Origin of the sequence: Tsukamurella hominis (assembly GCF_965137015.1) — a bacterium.
Classification (GTDB): domain Bacteria; phylum Actinomycetota; class Actinomycetes; order Mycobacteriales; family Mycobacteriaceae; genus Tsukamurella; species Tsukamurella hominis.
Map to the genome: position 1 here is coordinate 12,065 of NZ_CBCRZG010000035.1, position 14,761 is coordinate 26,825.

16 protein-coding genes and 1 pseudogene are annotated in these 14,761 nt (G+C 70.4%); 9 read left to right on the plus strand and 8 right to left on the minus strand.

What is annotated here, in order from left to right; all coding sequences use genetic code 11:
• Nucleotides 1–3 precede the first annotated feature (3 nt).
• The 3 genes and pseudogenes from ACM9LD_RS24155 (at nt 4) to ACM9LD_RS24165 (ending at nt 3,077) form a co-directional block, all read left to right on the plus strand.
• Nucleotides 4–678, plus strand: a complete 675-nt coding sequence (locus ACM9LD_RS24155; RefSeq protein ID WP_415679056.1) for a hypothetical protein — start codon at nt 4–6, stop codon at nt 676–678.
• A 92-nt stretch (nt 679–770) separates the two neighbouring features.
• Nucleotides 771–1,055 (plus strand): annotated as a pseudogene (locus ACM9LD_RS25060) (WXG100-like domain-containing protein); the annotation flags it as partial.
• A gap of 975 nt (nt 1,056–2,030) precedes the next feature.
• Nucleotides 2,031–3,077 (plus strand): hypothetical protein, encoded by a 1,047-nt coding sequence (locus ACM9LD_RS24165; RefSeq protein WP_415679058.1) that lies wholly within the window; start codon nt 2,031–2,033, stop codon nt 3,075–3,077.
• 338 nt (nt 3,078–3,415) lie between these two features.
• Here the strand turns inward: ACM9LD_RS24165 and ACM9LD_RS24170 are convergent, their stop codons facing one another.
• From ACM9LD_RS24170 to ACM9LD_RS24185, 4 genes are read right to left on the minus strand one after another with little or no spacing between them, the layout of a single operon-like run.
• Nucleotides 3,416–5,005, minus strand: coding sequence for an RNA-guided endonuclease InsQ/TnpB family protein (locus ACM9LD_RS24170; protein ID WP_415679059.1), 1,590 nt, complete (start codon nt 5,003–5,005; stop codon nt 3,416–3,418).
• A gap of 45 nt (nt 5,006–5,050) precedes the next feature.
• Complete coding sequence (locus ACM9LD_RS24175; protein WP_415679060.1) at nt 5,051–5,341, minus strand: hypothetical protein; 291 nt, start codon at nt 5,339–5,341, stop codon at nt 5,051–5,053.
• 49 nt (nt 5,342–5,390) lie between these two features.
• Complete coding sequence (locus ACM9LD_RS24180; protein WP_415679061.1) at nt 5,391–6,125, minus strand: DNA-directed RNA polymerase subunit alpha C-terminal domain-containing protein; 735 nt, start codon at nt 6,123–6,125, stop codon at nt 5,391–5,393.
• On the minus strand, nt 6,122–6,652 hold the full coding sequence (locus ACM9LD_RS24185; protein WP_415679062.1) for a hypothetical protein: 531 nt from the start codon (nt 6,650–6,652) through the stop codon (nt 6,122–6,124). The genes ACM9LD_RS24180 and ACM9LD_RS24185 overlap by 4 nt, the downstream gene beginning before the upstream one ends.
• A 476-nt stretch (nt 6,653–7,128) precedes the next feature.
• On the opposite strand from ACM9LD_RS24185, the gene ACM9LD_RS24190 reads away from it, so the two are divergent.
• Both ACM9LD_RS24190 and ACM9LD_RS24195 read left to right on the plus strand, forming a co-directional pair.
• A complete protein-coding gene (locus ACM9LD_RS24190) occupies nt 7,129–8,115 on the plus strand; it encodes an FtsK/SpoIIIE domain-containing protein (protein WP_415679063.1) in 987 nt (328 codons plus the stop codon).
• A gap of 11 nt (nt 8,116–8,126) precedes the next feature.
• A complete protein-coding gene (locus ACM9LD_RS24195; protein WP_415679064.1) occupies nt 8,127–8,774 on the plus strand; it encodes a hypothetical protein in 648 nt (215 codons plus the stop codon).
• A 60-nt stretch (nt 8,775–8,834) separates the two neighbouring features.
• Here the strand turns inward: ACM9LD_RS24195 and ACM9LD_RS24200 are convergent, their stop codons facing one another.
• From ACM9LD_RS24200 to ACM9LD_RS24215, 4 genes are all read right to left on the minus strand, one after another.
• Nucleotides 8,835–9,392 (minus strand): HD domain-containing protein, encoded by a 558-nt coding sequence (locus ACM9LD_RS24200; protein ID WP_415679065.1) that lies wholly within the window; start codon nt 9,390–9,392, stop codon nt 8,835–8,837.
• Nucleotides 9,389–10,183 carry an L-rhamnose mutarotase gene (locus tag ACM9LD_RS24205; protein ID WP_415679066.1) on the minus strand — a complete coding sequence of 265 codons (795 nt, stop codon included), beginning with the start codon at nt 10,181–10,183 and terminating at the stop codon, nt 9,389–9,391. The genes ACM9LD_RS24200 and ACM9LD_RS24205 overlap by 4 nt, the downstream gene beginning before the upstream one ends.
• Nucleotides 10,184–10,265: 82 nt before the next feature.
• Nucleotides 10,266–11,183: a hypothetical protein gene (locus tag ACM9LD_RS24210; RefSeq protein WP_415679067.1), complete on the minus strand. Its 918-nt coding sequence runs from the start codon at nt 11,181–11,183 to the stop codon at nt 10,266–10,268.
• Between the two features lie 58 nt (nt 11,184–11,241).
• Nucleotides 11,242–11,721 (minus strand): hypothetical protein, encoded by a 480-nt coding sequence (locus ACM9LD_RS24215; RefSeq protein ID WP_415679068.1) that lies wholly within the window; start codon nt 11,719–11,721, stop codon nt 11,242–11,244.
• A gap of 360 nt (nt 11,722–12,081) precedes the next feature.
• Between ACM9LD_RS24215 and ACM9LD_RS24220 the strand changes: the two genes are divergently transcribed.
• The 4 genes from ACM9LD_RS24220 to ACM9LD_RS24235 all read left to right on the plus strand — a co-directional run.
• Nucleotides 12,082–12,702 (plus strand): DUF2637 domain-containing protein, encoded by a 621-nt coding sequence (locus tag ACM9LD_RS24220; protein WP_415679069.1) that lies wholly within the window; start codon nt 12,082–12,084, stop codon nt 12,700–12,702.
• An 88-nt stretch (nt 12,703–12,790) separates the two neighbouring features.
• The gene (locus ACM9LD_RS24225; protein ID WP_415679070.1) at nt 12,791–13,339 is read left to right on the plus strand and encodes a hypothetical protein; all 549 of its coding nucleotides are present in this window, start codon (nt 12,791–12,793) and stop codon (nt 13,337–13,339) included.
• Nucleotides 13,340–13,372: 33 nt separating this feature from the next.
• Nucleotides 13,373–14,500, plus strand: a complete 1,128-nt coding sequence (locus ACM9LD_RS24230) for a hypothetical protein (protein ID WP_415679071.1) — start codon at nt 13,373–13,375, stop codon at nt 14,498–14,500.
• A gap of 1 nt (nt 14,501) precedes the next feature.
• Nucleotides 14,502–14,761, plus strand: a 260-nt coding sequence (locus ACM9LD_RS24235; protein WP_415679072.1) for a hypothetical protein, incomplete at its 3' end; no start/stop codon positions are given.

Below are 14,761 nucleotides of genomic sequence, written 5' to 3' on the forward strand. Positions count from 1 at the left end.
ATTATGACCACGCAGCACGACCAGCAGGCGCCCGCGGACACCGGCCAGTACGGCCTGTACTCGCCGACGCTGACCTCCCCGCGCCCGATGCCGCAGCACCCGCCGATGTACCAGCAGCCGTACCCGGCGCAGCCCTACATGGGCGCACCCATGCCGCCTCAGCGGCCCCGCCGCCGGATCGGCCTGGTCATCGGCATCATCGCCGCAGTCCTCCTCATCATCGCCCTCACCGTCATCGGCACCCTCGTCGTCACCCGCAGCACCACCGACACCACGCCCACCGCAGAGACGACCTCCGCGGCGGCTGCGCCGACGACCGCCGCAAAGCCGACCCTCTCGGCGGCCGACGCCCAGGGCGTCACCTGTGTCGGCGTCAAGTTGTCAATCTCGATGATCAATGCGAGTCCAGTGCTGCCGCAGGGGTGGACTCAGGACACTCCGAATATTGCAGCGCTAATGGCTGCGCGGCGCCAGGGAATGATCGACGCGAAGGCGCGAATCGTCGTTGAGCCGGGTACCCCAGAGAGCGTCGCGACCGTTGTGCGGGCGTATGCCGACGCAGAGCAGGCTCTCATCGATCGCGCCTACATCACGACCCCTTTCGGTGAGCTGATGCAATACGCGACGCGCGCGGACACTGCTGGCGCCGCTGCGTACACGGCGGCCTGCGGCAAGTAGGCGCATCGCGCATGAGTGATCCTCCGAAGCCGGCTACACCGCATGCCGATCAGATGATCGGCATCTTCTGGCCTGGTACCGACGGTGGCGACATGATTACCGGCGGCCAGGCCTGGAAGACCGGCGCGGGAAAAGTCGACGAGCAAGCGACGGCCACTGACAATGCCGCCAGTCAGTGGGCGGGCGCTGCGCAAAGCGAGGGCTTGAACCGAATTCACGCGCTCATTCTGCAAATCTCAAAGTATCTGCGCACGTTCGCCGAGACAATGCGAAAAGTCGGCAGCGGAATGGAAGAAATCGGCTACACGGTCAAATATGTAAAAACTCAAATCGGTACCATCGTCGCTGAAGGCGAAACGGAAATAACCGCGGCGAAGAGTGTCGCTGAGACTGCCAAGGCCTTGGGCGATACCGGGGCTGAGGCCCGATTCGAAGCGGCCAAAACCGCCATTATCGAGTCCAAGCATACTGAGATCGGCTCGCTGGTGGCTACGGCCGGAGGCAAGCTACCGACCATTCCGGGCATACCTGCCAGCGGTCTTCCTGGGCTCGGTGGCGGCCAGCCTGGGGTCCCAGCGTCGCCGGTCCCGGGGGCGCCGACTGCTCCTACGCAGACGGGCGGCCTCGGTGGCGGCGTTGGCACGACGATCACCGGGCAGGAGGCCAGTACGCCGACGCAGCAGGGGTCGGGCCTTGGAGGTAGCGGGACTCGGGGTGTACCCGATGCAGGCGCAAAGTTCACTGATGGCGGTTCATCTGCAGGGTCGAAGGCTGGCGACACCGGCTCGGGCGGCGGATCAGGTCTCGGAAGCGGCTCCGGTTCCTCCTCCGGTGGCAGCGGCACTGGCGGAGGCTCCGGCGGCTCTGGTTCATCCTCGACGAGCAGTGGATCAGGCAGTTCCACTAGCTCATCTGGGTCCGGCAACGCCAAGCCTGAGACAGGCTCCGGCTCGCAGTCGAACTCAGGCTCTGGGTCGGGGAACGCCGGCGGTGATCGCGGTGGTACGAACAGCGGCGGAGGGCAGCAGCAGGCTTCGCCAGTCGCCTCGCCGCTGATGTCCGCAGCCCCGCAGGCCGCGACGACCGCGTCCTCAGCTGTGCAGCAGGCGCCGACGGCTGCGCCGGCTCCTTCGGCCGCGCCTGCGGCTTCGGGCGGCGGTGCCGGCGGGGCGGCAGCTCCGTCGTCGTCGGGTCTATCGCCGTCCGCGTCCTCGACGGGAACGGTTCCGCCCGCAGCGACGGCACCGGCCGTGCCCGCTGGTCAGGCTGTGCCTGCCGGTGCTGGCGCTCCGGGCCAGGCCGCCCCCGGCGCGGGTGGTCCGGGCGCTGCGCCTCCGCCTCCTCAGCAACCCGTGATCGGCCAGCAGCAGGCGGGCCCCGCCGCGCTACAGGGAACGCCGCTGGCCGGCACCGCGGTGCCCGGTGTCGCTCGCGACGCTGTCGCCGCCGCGGTGGTCGCAGCAGCTCCCGACGCCGGGATCTTCTCCGCGCCCGTCGACACCGACCTCGTGCTCGCCCAGGCGATGCTCTCCGGCGTCCTCTCCGCAGATCCGATGGGCCTGCTCCGCGGCTGGGCGGTCGCGGTCCTCCGCGGCGTCTCCGGCACCCGCGTCGTCATCACCTCCAACGAGGGTTCCTGGCTGCCGCGGGGCTTGTTCCTACCGACCGAGGTCTGGACGCCCTGGAAGCACGAGGCCTCCGCGGCATGGCGCGGTCTCGCCGATCCCGGCCGGATCCTCCTGGAGTACGCCCACCGGCTACCCGAGTGGCGCGTCGTCGCCCTCGCCTCCACTGAGCCTGTCGCCCCTTACGCCGGGTTGGGCATGGGCATTGCCCAAGTGCGGGACGGTAATCCGGCGATCAACCTGCGTTCGGAGCGCACTGGTACCGCGCACCGTCTTCACTTCACGTGCCCGCAGATGGAGGGCGAGGTCGCGGCGATCGGCCCCGAGGCAGAGGGCCTTGAAGCGCTCGGCCTGGCCTACGAGCTCCACACCCGCGTCCCCGCCGCAGGGCTCGTCGCCCCGGGCGGCCAGGTCACCGCCGCGCAGATGCGGCAGCAGATCCTCGACACCCTCAACTCGAACAGGCCGGCCTTGAGTAATCCGGCGGAGGTCATCCCCGAGAAATGGTGGTCGACGCTCCGCGAGCTCGACGGCCTCATGGAGGCGCTGGCGGCCGGCTCGAAGATCCGCGTCGGTGACGTCAACATCGGCGACGTCCGCGCAGAGCCGACAGCACCGATCCACCGTCTCCTCGCCGAACGCCGCGCCACCGAGGCTGTCCTGCTCCTTGAGCAGGCCGACGCGGATCGGCTCCGAGATGTGTACTTCGCGTATAACCAGGAAGTCGCACCGCGGGGCGCGCAGCACGCTGAGGTCGTGGGCGCCTCCGCGTAGTCGTGCGCTCTCGCGCATGGGCGGCTTCTCGTGCGTGCGGGGAGCCATCAAGGGAGACGCCGTCGGCGGCGCGGGCGGGCTGAGGACATTGACTCGGGGGACCGTCCTCGTGCGCGCGGGGCGCAGGCGGAGGCGCCCACGACCTCAGCGTGCTGCGCGGCGTCGCACCGCCGCCGCCGCCTTGGAGCAATCTCCTGGGGACCGTCCTCGTGCGCGCGGGGCGCAGCTTGCAGCCAGCCGCCGCCGGCCTGGTCGAGCTCGGGGACCGTCCTCGTGCGCGCGGGGCGCAGGCTCGGTGACCTGGCGCGATACGACGGGATACGCCGGATCGCGTTGGGTTAGGAAGCCTTGAGGACGGGCGGTCCCTTGCGGGCCGCTCTGTCCCGCACGGGTGCGGGACTGGCCTGCCAGACGGTGTCGCCCACGGCGGGGTGACGCCGCTTGGCGGCAGGCCGTTTTCCGTCTGCCCCGTCCGGGGTCGACGTTGGTGCCGCCGCGGCGGCGATGTTGCGAGCGGCGTTGACATCCCGGTCGGATGTCTGGCCGCACTGCTCGCACTGGTACTCCCGAACCTTCAGCGGCAGTTTGGGTTTCACTGCCCGGCAGGTCGGGTTGGAGCACGTCTTGGAGGTGGGGAGGTAGCGGTCCACGACGTGCAGGGTGGCGCCGTACCAGGTGGTCTTGTAGGTGAGCTGGCGGCGGAACTCGCCGAATCCGGCGTCGAGGATCGATCGGTTCAGGCCGGCCTTCGCCCGGCGGCGGTTCGGCAGGAACGCGCCATCCTGGTCCGGGTCGGGGATCGGGGTGGCCCGGGCGGTCATGCCGCGGACGTTGAGGTCCTCGATCGCGACGGTCTGGGCGGTGGTGGCGAGCATCTTGGTGAGCTCGTGGATGGTGCTGGCGCGGCGCAGCGCGGTCGTGTGCTGTAGCTGTCCGAGCCGCTGCTTGGTGTCGATCCAGCTGCGGGACGGTGCCTGCCCGGGCCGTGGGCCCTGCTGGCGGGCGAGGTGGCGTTGGAGGCGGTCGGCGCGGCGCGCGATGCGGCGGGCGCCGCGGGGGTTGGCGATGGTGGTGCCGGTGGAGAGGGCGGCGAGGTGGTGTACGCCGACGTCGACTCCGACGGTGCCGGAGGCGCGTTGGTGCCGGTTCGGTGAGACGGTGCTGCGGGCGGGGATGGTGGCGACGATCGTGATGTACCAGCGACGTGCGTGGCGGACGATCCTGGCGCTCTTGGGGACCGCGCCGCGCGCGATCGCCCGCCGCAGCCGTTTGGTGTTGTCGAGGACCCGGAGGCTGCCGAGGTTGGGGACGCGGAGCCGGTGGCCATCGTCGATGATCTTCCACGGCCCTGCGCCGTAGGAGAGGTTGTAGATGGCGAAGGCGTCGAGCGCGTGGCCCTTGCGCTTGAAGCGTGGCCAGCCCGCGGGGCGGCCGTCCTTGCGGGGCCGGCGGCCCGGTGCGGGCTTGGTGGTGCTGCCGGCGTAGAAGCGGGCGATCGCGTCGTCGAGGGCCAGCAGGGCGGTCGAGACGGCGAAGCGGGAGACTCCGTGGCGCTCGGTGCTCCACCAGGCGAACCGGGACTCGGGGTCGCGGGCCTCCGCGGTGAACGCCTTGTCCAGCACCGCGGCGTTGGGGCGCTTGGCGAGGTGCTCCGGGAGCAGCTTGCGAGCGGTCTTGCGCCAGGCGGGGTCGGCGAGCGCCGCGGCGGCGGCAGCCTCGTCAGGCGTGGTGTCGGCGGCGTGCCGGGTGAGCCACTCCCACACCTGCTGCTGGTGAGCGTTGAACGCGGCGAGGCCCCAGTTCCAGACGGCGCGGGAGGTGCCGGCGTGGCGCTCGAGGAGCTGCAGCTGCGGGGCGGGCATCGCGCGGACGTCGATCGCGTACTTGATCGCGATCGACTCCGTGGTGGGCGCGGTGCCGGTGGGCATGATCGGAAGCTACTCCTGCGGGCTGACAGATCGAAGGGCGGCGGCTCAGGTGGGGTCGCCGGCCGCGGCGGCGATCGCCTCGAGTTCCTTGCGTGCGGCACTGACGTCGATCCCGTGGGCGTGGGCGTAGTCGGCGGTCACGCGCAGGAGCTCGCTCTTGGCGTGCAGGTAGCGCTGCTCAAGCGTCCCCGGCTGAGAGCGGCGGACTTTGGCGCCAGAGAGGCGCTGCTTATCGAGCTTTGCGCGGCCCTCCTTCGATACGGCGCCTATCGAGGCAAGCATGGCGCGGGTGTCCGCGACAGCTTCTGCGGGACTCTTGTCGAAATAGCCGGTCATGGCGTGCTCCTTTGCTGCGGCGGCGGGGGTGCGGGTGTTGTCGGCGGTTTCAGCTGGTGGACGGAGCGCGGAGGCTCGCGGCGCCGGCGGTATCGAGCTCGGCGCGCGGCGGGGTGGGGGTCATGGTGATCACGCCGTCGGCGGCGACGGTGACGGCGTAGTGCTGGTGTCGGGCGAGGCCTGCGAGGGCGGCCCGCTTGCTGGCGTCGAGGGTGATGTGGGTGGGCCCGTCGGCTGCTGGACGTGAGGTGGTGGGGTGGAGGACGTCGGCGCCGGGATAGTCCTCGCCGTAGAGCTGGATGGCGACCTTGCGAATGGTGGCCAGAGCGCGTTCGCCGAGGTTGCGGATGCTACGGAGGTGCTCGGCCGGGGTGGCGGCGATCTCCTCGAAGGTGCTGAATTGCTGCTTGGACAGCACGTTGTACGTCCGGTCCGTCCCGTGCGGGTCTCCCGCCTTGAAGAGCGGCGCGACGTCGCGGAGTTCGGTGTGCCCGGCGGGGGTCGGGTGGAGCGTGTAACCGGGGATCGCGCCGGTGGTGAGCTGGGTGCGGATCTCGTCCGCCAGGGCGCCGCTCCCCACGACGTGGACGGCGTTGCGGCCGCGGATCAGGATCAGCTGAGCTTGCTCGCCCGGAGCGTAGTAGTGGTCGGGAGGGAAGACCGTGAACTGATCCTCGTAGCGCTCGAGCCCGGCGAGCTTTCGTCCGACGTCGATGCGGACGAGGTCGGAGAAGCGGTCGCGGGTCATGCGCGGCGGCAGCATGCCCCAGGGATTGGTGGTCACTGGGGCCCCCCGATCGGGTGGGTGATCCCGGCGGCGGCGAGGATGCTGCGGGCGCGGTCCTCGGCGGGCATGTCCGCGTTGCGGAGGGTGGTGACGATGGCGAGGGCGTCGGGTGTGAGGCGGCGGCGCTGGAGCCATACTGCGTCCTCGGCGAGCCGGAACGCGCGGGCCCGGGCCTCCGCGTCGTTGCGGTAGCGGTTGACGGTGCTGCGGGTGAGGCCGGTGGCTTCGGCGATGGTCTCGTCGCTGGTGTCGCTGAAGGCTTTTGCGTAGGCGACGAGGGTCTTGACGTCGCGTTCGTACGCCTTTCGGTGTGCGTCGCGATCGATGATCATCTCCCAGATGTCCTGGACTGGGAGGTTGTCGAGCTCGTGAGGGGTGAGTGCCTCGTCGTCCTCGCGGTGGAGGCGTTCGGTGTCGTCGCGGAGGAAGTCGTAGAGGTCTTCGTCGTCTGCGTAGTCCTCGCGGCGTGGGTAGGGGAGCTCGAGGGTGCGGTAGAGGGAGAGCAGCATCGGAACGGTACTCATGGTGCGCAGTCTACCCAAGATGGGTAGGCGTGTCGAGGGTGAGCGTGTACTCGCGCGGCACGCTGACGATGCGAGCGTGCGTCTGGGGCAGGTGATCCGGGGGGGCGGTGCGGACGGGCGACGGCATGGATCGGCTGCAGCGGCTGCTCGGCGCCGAGGTGGCTGACCGTGTGCGAGCGGGTTGAGGCGAGCGCCCCGCGCTGAGGGAATGCCTCCTCGGGGGAGTCCATCCGGCCCGCGGGGTGGTGCGTCCGTTAAGGGCGCCCACCGTGGAGGTTCTGCTACCGTCCGGGACTATGGCGTCCCTGGTTTCGGGGCGTGAACCCGATCCCGGGATGATGGACCTCACCTCCAGAGGCTCGGGTGCTGTGCGGACAAGAGGCTCACGTAGATCACGAAACCGGAGTTTCGGCCCCTATTCTGCGCCGCGTTGGGTGAGGCAGCGTCGGCCATATGCGGAAAAGGGTGGTTGAATTATGGTTCGCGAGAACAAGATTGATCGTCGGGTCAAGGAGATGCGGCGCGAAGATCCCAGCCTGAAGCTGTCGGTGGCGCGCCGGCTGGCGCAGGCCGAGCAGGATGCCCGGGTGGACGAGGCGGCTGCGCCCCGGCTCGACGCGGCGCTCGGGATCACCGGCCCGGTGAGTTCCTGGGCTCCTCGGGCAACCTGGGCGGCGAACGAACGGGATGTCCTCGTCAGGATCCCCCTCGGCCCGGAGCGTGACCACGGTCAGACCGCCGCTGGTGCGGTCGTGGACGTCGCGATCGGCGACCCTCGGCACGGTGGGGACGGGAACGGTGCCCTTCTGGGGCGGGCGAACAGCGGAAAGTCCGTGCTGATGCGCGAAATGGTGCTTGCCGCCGCCGCGAAGTACAGCCCGGACAGGATCACCTTCGCCTTGGTCAGCTTCGACGAGGACTGGACGTTCCGCGATCTGGATACGCTGCCGCACACGCTCGTGCACGTCGCCGAGGGCGGGGACGCGGTCGACCAGGTCGCGCGGATGTGGGAGATAGTCGAGGGGGAGCTCAACCGGCGCCGGCAGCTGCTGAGCGACTGGGACGTGGATACGGCCGTCGAGTACCGGGCCAAGCGCGGTGAGGACCTGGACCGCCGGAATGGGACGAGTGCGATGCCGGCGCTGCCCGACCTGCTGCTCGTCGCTGACGAGTTCGGCTCGTACACGAGCGTGAGTCCGGGGTACCTCGAGCTGTTCGAAGCGATCGGCAGCACCGGCGCCGATGTGGGCGTGTACATGCTGCTGTCCTCCCATACCCTCAGCGGGCACCGTGCGCAGGGCTTGATGGAGCACATCGGCTTCGGTATCGCCAAGCGGGTGAGCCTCGCCGCCGACTCGCGCCTGCTGCTCGGGACCGCCGAAGCGTTGTGGCTGTCCGGCGCGATATCGGGTTCGATCCCGGTGACGCGATCATCCGGAAGTCGAATCGCGGGGACGGCTTGACCCGGTTCCGGGTGTTCGCGATCGACGCTGGAGTGGAGGAACCGGGCGGCGGCAGTGGGCCGTCGCTGGAGGCGATCGGTCAGCGCATCATGGACACGGCGAATAGTCACGCCGATGTCATCGTGCAGCACCTGAAGAGCCTGCCGGTCCCGACGCACGCCGAGCTCATCGAGCAGGCCCAGGCGGAGGCAGATCAGGCCGAGCAGGCCCTTGACGCGGCCTGGGCCGCGCACGCCAGCGAGGTGATCGCGACCCTGCCTGAGCGCGTCGACAACGCCCTTCGCGCCGCTGCCCGACATGACGCCGAGACCGCGCTCACGCTCGGCCGTGAACGAATTGCAGAGTTGCGTGCGCAGCTGCGGCAGGTGGCCCTCGACATCGCTGCTGAGCACCAGGCGCGCGGCATCAAGCCCTTCGACCGCGCCGTCCTTCTTGATGGCCAGCACGTCCTTACCGATGAGGATGCCGGCCGGCTGAAGGCGATCCTCCGGGCCGCCGACCTTCGGTCCTGGTACCTCGATCCCCGCAGCGTCGAGGAGCAGGACGATGGGTTGCGGAGCGTCCAGGCCGCCTTCTCCGAGGCCGAGCGCGCACGCATGCGTCTGCGCCTGCGTCAGGGGTCTGCGAAGCGGGCAGCGGTCGACGACCTGTGGGCATGACTTCAACTCGATCGGCGGCTGGCCGTCCGGGAAGCTCCGTGCTCCAGAGGATGGGGCTCCTCAGCGTTCGAGGGATCGGATTCGGTCCACCGCTGCGAGAAGGGCCGGCGCGGATCGTGTGACGGCGCGGTGGACGGGGTGCTCTGCGGGGTAGCGCTGCAGGATCTCGGTGACACGTTCCTGGGCGTCGACGCGGTCCCCTTGGGGGCCGGTCTGCATGTCCGCGCAGGTCACGAGGTCGAGGAGCGCTTCGGGTGGGCGGGCGAATTCGCGGAGCTGCGCGGCGAGGCCTCGTTCTTCGGCTTCGGCTTCCGCGCCGGTGTGATGGGCGACGAGGCAGACGACCAGATCGGGGAACCGTTGCGCGCGTAGGAAGCGCGCGCCGTCCACGGGGTGGAAGCCGGTGTCGAGGATCTGGGGCGAGTAGCCGATGTCGTGGAGCCAGGCGGCGGTGACGACGGTCACCGCGTCGTCGTCACTGATCCGGGTGGCGAGTTCTTCGGCTCGCCTTGCGACTCCGCGGACGTGGTCGCGGCGTCGGGGCAGTTCGGCCAGGAGCGTTTCGGCGATCTGCTCGGCCCTCCGTGCGGGAGTGATCGGCGGCCTTCCTCGGGTCACTGGTGGGTGCGGTCGTAGTTGAGGATCGCGGGGTTCATGGATTCGCGGATTTCCTCTGCGTGGCTGTGGAGCTCGGCGTTGTGTCCGAGGAGGCGTTCGACGCGGTCCAGTTCCTCGGCGGGTGCGTTGGACGTGATGAGCTGGCGGTAGGTGGCGCGCAGCTGCTGCCGCATCTGGTCCGAGATCTGCTGCAGCTCGTCGAAGAAGCGGTTCCACTGAGCGGCCCGGCCGGTCCCGGACTGCGCCGCGGTGGACTGCGGCTTGTCGTTGTCTGCAGGGTCGGCGGCGGCGGCCTTGCGGGCGCGGTAGAGGTCCATATGCGCCAGGCCAGCTTCGCGGTGAGCGTTGGACAGGTTGGGCCAGGTGCGTGCGTGCAACTCGAAGTCGACCGTGAAAGGTCGGCGGCTGAGGCCGGCGGAATCGAGCATGTTGCCGAGCTCGTTGAGGTCAGCGTCGGGGATGACGCGGAGCATCGAGATGACGGTGAGGCTCGCCTTCGGGGGGAGCGGGTGGTCGCGGTGCTTGTCGGCGATGGTGCGTGCGGCCGCGGTGAGTCGATCGGCGAGGTCGGCGGCGCGGTCGGTGGGGAGCGGGGCGTACGGGAGGCTGCCCTGCCGGACCTGTGCGGCGATGTCGGCGACGTGGTTGGGGAAGGTGTCGGCGACCTCGCGGACGTGGTCGGCCCAGGCCGCGTCGAGCTCGTGCTCGGCGCTGTCGACGGCGGCTTGTGCCTGCTCCACCGATGGGGCGGGCGTGGCGGTCGGCGCTGGGGTGTTCTGGTGGGTGGTCATCGGGCTCGGCCTTCCATCTCGGGTGCCTGCGGTGCCGGTGGGCATGGGTGGAAAGTACTCCGGCTCGCCGGGGCAGTGGGGTTCATGACGCTGTGGGCGCGGTGGCGGCGGCTGCTGCGGGTGTCTGCAGGTGGCGGTAGAGGTCGGTGACCAGGTCGTGGAGGCTGTGCTGGATGCGGCGGCCGCGGGCCCCGCCGTCGAGCGCGAGGGGGATCTTCGCGGCGGTCTCGTTGAGCGATGCCGCGATCTGGGTGGTGTGGGTGATGGCCCAGGCGCGCGGGTCTGCGGCGAGGTCGCGTTGCGTGGTGGCGTCGGCGATGTGGCTGTAGTCGCGGACGCGGGCGTATTCGATGGCGGTGAGCTGCTGGTAGGTGGCGTCGTCGCCTTCGGTGAAGGCGGTGTTGATCGCCTCGCCGAGGAGGTCGCTGGCGGCGCGGTTGATGGTGCTCGCGGCGGTGTGGGTCTCGATGGTGTCGTAGCCGATGAGGGGCAGGGCGATGCGGAGCTGGTCGGATGCGGCGTGGAGCGCGGTGGCGAGGTCGATGCTCAGGTCGGCGTCGACGTCGAGGGTGGGGAGGTCGCCGGCGAGGTACTTGTCGATGCTCTCCTCGGTCCATCCCTGGAAGCGGTTGCCGACGATGACCGCGGGCTCGGGGAACCGATCCTCCGGGTCGTTGGCCCTGGTGGTGATGGAGGTGACGCTCAGGCCGAGGCGGGCGGCGACGTTGCCGCTGGAGAGGAAGGCTCGGGTGGTGGCCGGTGCGGGCTCTGCGGGGGCGGTGGTGGTGTGGAGGAGGGCGTCGACGGTGGTGTCGCAGGCCTGGGCGATCCGGGTGAGCTCGAGCGAGGTGAAGCTGCGCTTGCCGAGGAGCGCCTTCGAGAGCTTGGTGGGGTCCAGGTCGATGGCGGCCGCGAGTGCCCGTTGGCTGGGAATGCCGGCGGTGTGCATGGCGGTGCGGATGTTGTCGGCGAGGGTGCCGGTGGGCGTCGGGTCGCTCATGGAGCGAACACTACCTGCGGGATTGCGAAAATCGCAACGCTCGCGTGCGGGTGGGTGGTCAGCGCCAGCGGGAGTCGGGATCGGCGTCCCGCTTCGTCGCGCCGATGCGGAGGTCGCGGGCGACGCCGGCGACGGTGCTGGCGTCGTACATAGTGCGGACGCCGGAGACGGACATCTGCGTCGCCGTGGCGAGCTGCTCGAGGGTGTACTTCGTCCCGGGCGGGGCGAGTTCGCGGGCGTAGGCGACGAGGCCGCGGAGCGTCGCCTGCAGGCTGTTGATCTGGTGGGCGAGATCTCGGGCGGCGACCAGGACCGGGTCGTCGTCGAACTCGCCGGGGTCGCGGGGCTCACCGGTGTCGGGGTCTGGGCCGAAGAACGCGGCGGCGTAGTCGCCGTCGCACTGGAGGCGGAGCCGGTCGAGGAGCTGGGCGCGTTCGGCGTCGGCGTCGGCGATCGCCTGGTCCTCGCCGGCGAGGTCCCAGTCGACGGGCGGGATGAGGATGTCGGCGACCTGGGCGATCCGCTCGGTGATGTCCATGAGGGGCACGCTACCACACTGTTTACGATCATCGCACAAATTGCGCACATCGCACCTCGTGATCCGGAGGTGGAAGCAGGGCGCGGCGGCCGCGAGAACCTTGATGAGCTGCACGTTGTCGCCGAGACTCTGAAAAGTGTTGCACGGAACCGCATTCAGTGGATACGCTCCGTGTGCGCCAGCAGCGCGGGGCATCACCCCAGCGCCAGCGCGACCCCCAGGTACTGCGTCGTTCACCCGACGCTCCCGCGGGCCTGCAGCCACGCACACCCGAACCGCGCAGCGAGCTCGACCCGCCGCCGCGACAGGCCCCACGTAGGGCCCCTCCCGTTCCCTTCCCCTCGCAGCAGGAGCACCATCATGAGCACCACCACCACCGCCGCCCACCCCGCCGGCCCGGGCGTCCGCGCCGCCGCGCTCACGCTCACCGCCGCCGTCGCCATCGGCGCCTTCGCCGTCAGCTTCCACGCGCTGAGCGACTTCGCCGCCCGCAACGCGGTCCCCGCGCATCTGGCGTGGATCTGGGCCGTCGTCGTCGACGCGACGATCCTCGCCGGCACCCTCGCCCACGTCGCGCTGCCCGACGCGCGCCGGCCCAAGGTCATCTTCTTCGGCGGTACCGCCGTGTCGATCGCGGCCAACGCCGCGCACGCCTGGCCCGCCGGCGGCGCTGCGGTGGCCGTCGCGATCGTGCCGCCGGTGGCGCTGGCGGTGCTCGTCGAGCAGTGCATCGACCTCGCTCGCACCCGGCGCCGCGCGCCGGAGCCGGAGGTGACCGTGCCGACCGGCCCGAGCGGCGACGCAGGTGACGTGCTCGAGCTCGGCGACGCGGCGCCCGGGCCGGAGGCGACCGCTGTGGGCGGCGGCACGGTCCGGCCGCTGTTTCCCGCAGGCGAGCTCGCTCCGACGGTGGACCTGACCGTCGGGTGGCGCGACGGTGCGCCGCGCGGCCGCGGCGCTGGCCGGGTGCGCGCCGCGTAGTCGTGAGTGGGCTGCGTGTGGGTCTGCAGCACCGCTGCGCATCGTCTACTTTGTTGACAACTAGGGGTCTACAAAGTAGATTCGCGGCATGGGCACCAGAGGCGGCGTGCAGCGGATGAGCCGGAGTGAGATCCGGCAGCACATCGAGTACAAGCTGCGGTGCCGCGAGCTGCGCCCGGAGATCGCCGATCGGATGCTGTCCTCGCTGGACGCCACGGGGGCCGACCGCCCGGCGGACTACGCGCAGCTGTTGGAAGCGGCGACTTTCCGTCCGCTTCCCGATCGGTGCTATCACACCGCGCCCACCGCGGCACGAAGCTCGATCCTGAGGGACGGGCTCTTGGCGAACGACCCTCGAGAGGGCACGTGGGCGGACATTGCGGCGGGCCTGGGGCCGGTCGGCGTGTACGTCGCGGCCATTCCGGATGAGACGGGCCGATGGGCCCATCGAACCGTGCAGTGGGACATCTGGTCGGTCGACACGTCCGGCCTCGCCGAGACGGACTGGAGCCATGATCGTTTCAACGCCGGGCTCGATGCCTGGATTCTGCATCAGGCTGTTCCCGTGGAGCGAGTCGCGCTGTGGGGCAGTCGATCTATCGCCGCAGCCCCCAGTTCCGCCGTAGCGGCCAGATAAGGGCCCTCGAGAAGGAAGGTGTGTGAGGTTACCGTGACCCACATCAACGATCTGTTCACGCCCGCGGCGCTCGCCGCGGCGCAGGCGGATGGCCTGGTGCGCGCGCGGCGCCACCCGGAGCTGCCGCTGACGATGTACAGCTACACCGCGCGGGCGCAGTACCAGGACGTGTGGGACGACGTCACGCGCGCGTGCCGTGGTCTGATCGTCGACGACGAGGGTCTGGTGCGGGCGCGGCCGTGGCCGAAGTTCTTCGAGTACCGGGCGCCGGCTCCTGGCCAGCCGGAGACCGTCGACCTGGGGCAGGCTGCGGAGGTCACCGACAAGCTCGACGGGTCCCTGGGGATCCTCTACCCGGGTGCTGGTGGTGCTGCGGTCGCGACCCGCGGGGCTTTCGACTCCGAGCAGGCGGTGCACGCCACACAGCTCTACCGCGATCGGTACGCGGACCGCTGGACGCCGAACCCGGACTGGACGTACCTGTTCGAGATCATCTACCCCGGCAACCGGATCGTCATCGACTACGACGACGTGGACGATCTGTTCCTGCTCGGCGCGTGCCGCCTCTCCGACGGCGCGGGGATCCCGCTCGCCGAGATCACCGGCTGGCCGGGGCCGCGGACCGAGACCATGCCGGCGCGGACCCTCGCCGAGGCGCTCGCGCTCGCCCCGAGGCCCGGCGCCGAGGGCCTGGTGGCCACCCTGCGCGATGGTGGCGTGAAGCTCAAGATCAAGCAGGCCGACTACCTGCGGCTGCACAAGATCGTCACCGGCACTACGCCGTTGACCGTGTGGGAGCACTTGTCCGAGAAGCGGCCCCTGGGCGAGCTCGTTGAGGGAACGCCCGACGAGTTCCACGCCTGGCTGCGGGAGACCGCCGCCGGTTTCGAGCAGAAGTACGGTGAGCTGCTCGCCGAGGCCCAGGCGGCGTACGGGGCGATCCTCGCGGAGCTGGGGGACGCGGCGCCGCGGCGGGACTTCGCGCGCGCCGCGCTGGCGTACGGCGACCTCAAGCACCTGCTGTTCGGGCTCGCCGACGACAAGATGAACAAGGTCGATGCGGCGATCTGGCGGATGCTTCGCCCCACCGAGAACGGATCCGATGCGACGCAGTCCTCCTCTTGGTTTCGCTCTCCGGCAGAGCAGACGGTAGGGGATTGAGATGGTGCCAGCTGTTTCCCCCGGCGCTCACGAGCCGGTGGGTGAGGGTGTGGATGCGGGCGCGCAGCTGATCGCGGTGATCTGCGTGGAGGACCTCCCGCGGGCGGCGCGGGCCGACGCCCGGCGTGCGACCCGGCGTCGTGCGCGGATGGTGCTGCGCGGTGTGGAGGTGCTCCCGCGGCGGGGCGCGGCGGCGACGGCCTGGCGGGCGTCGGCGGGTGACACGACGTTCTTCCCGGGGACGGTGCTGCGGGGGCGGGC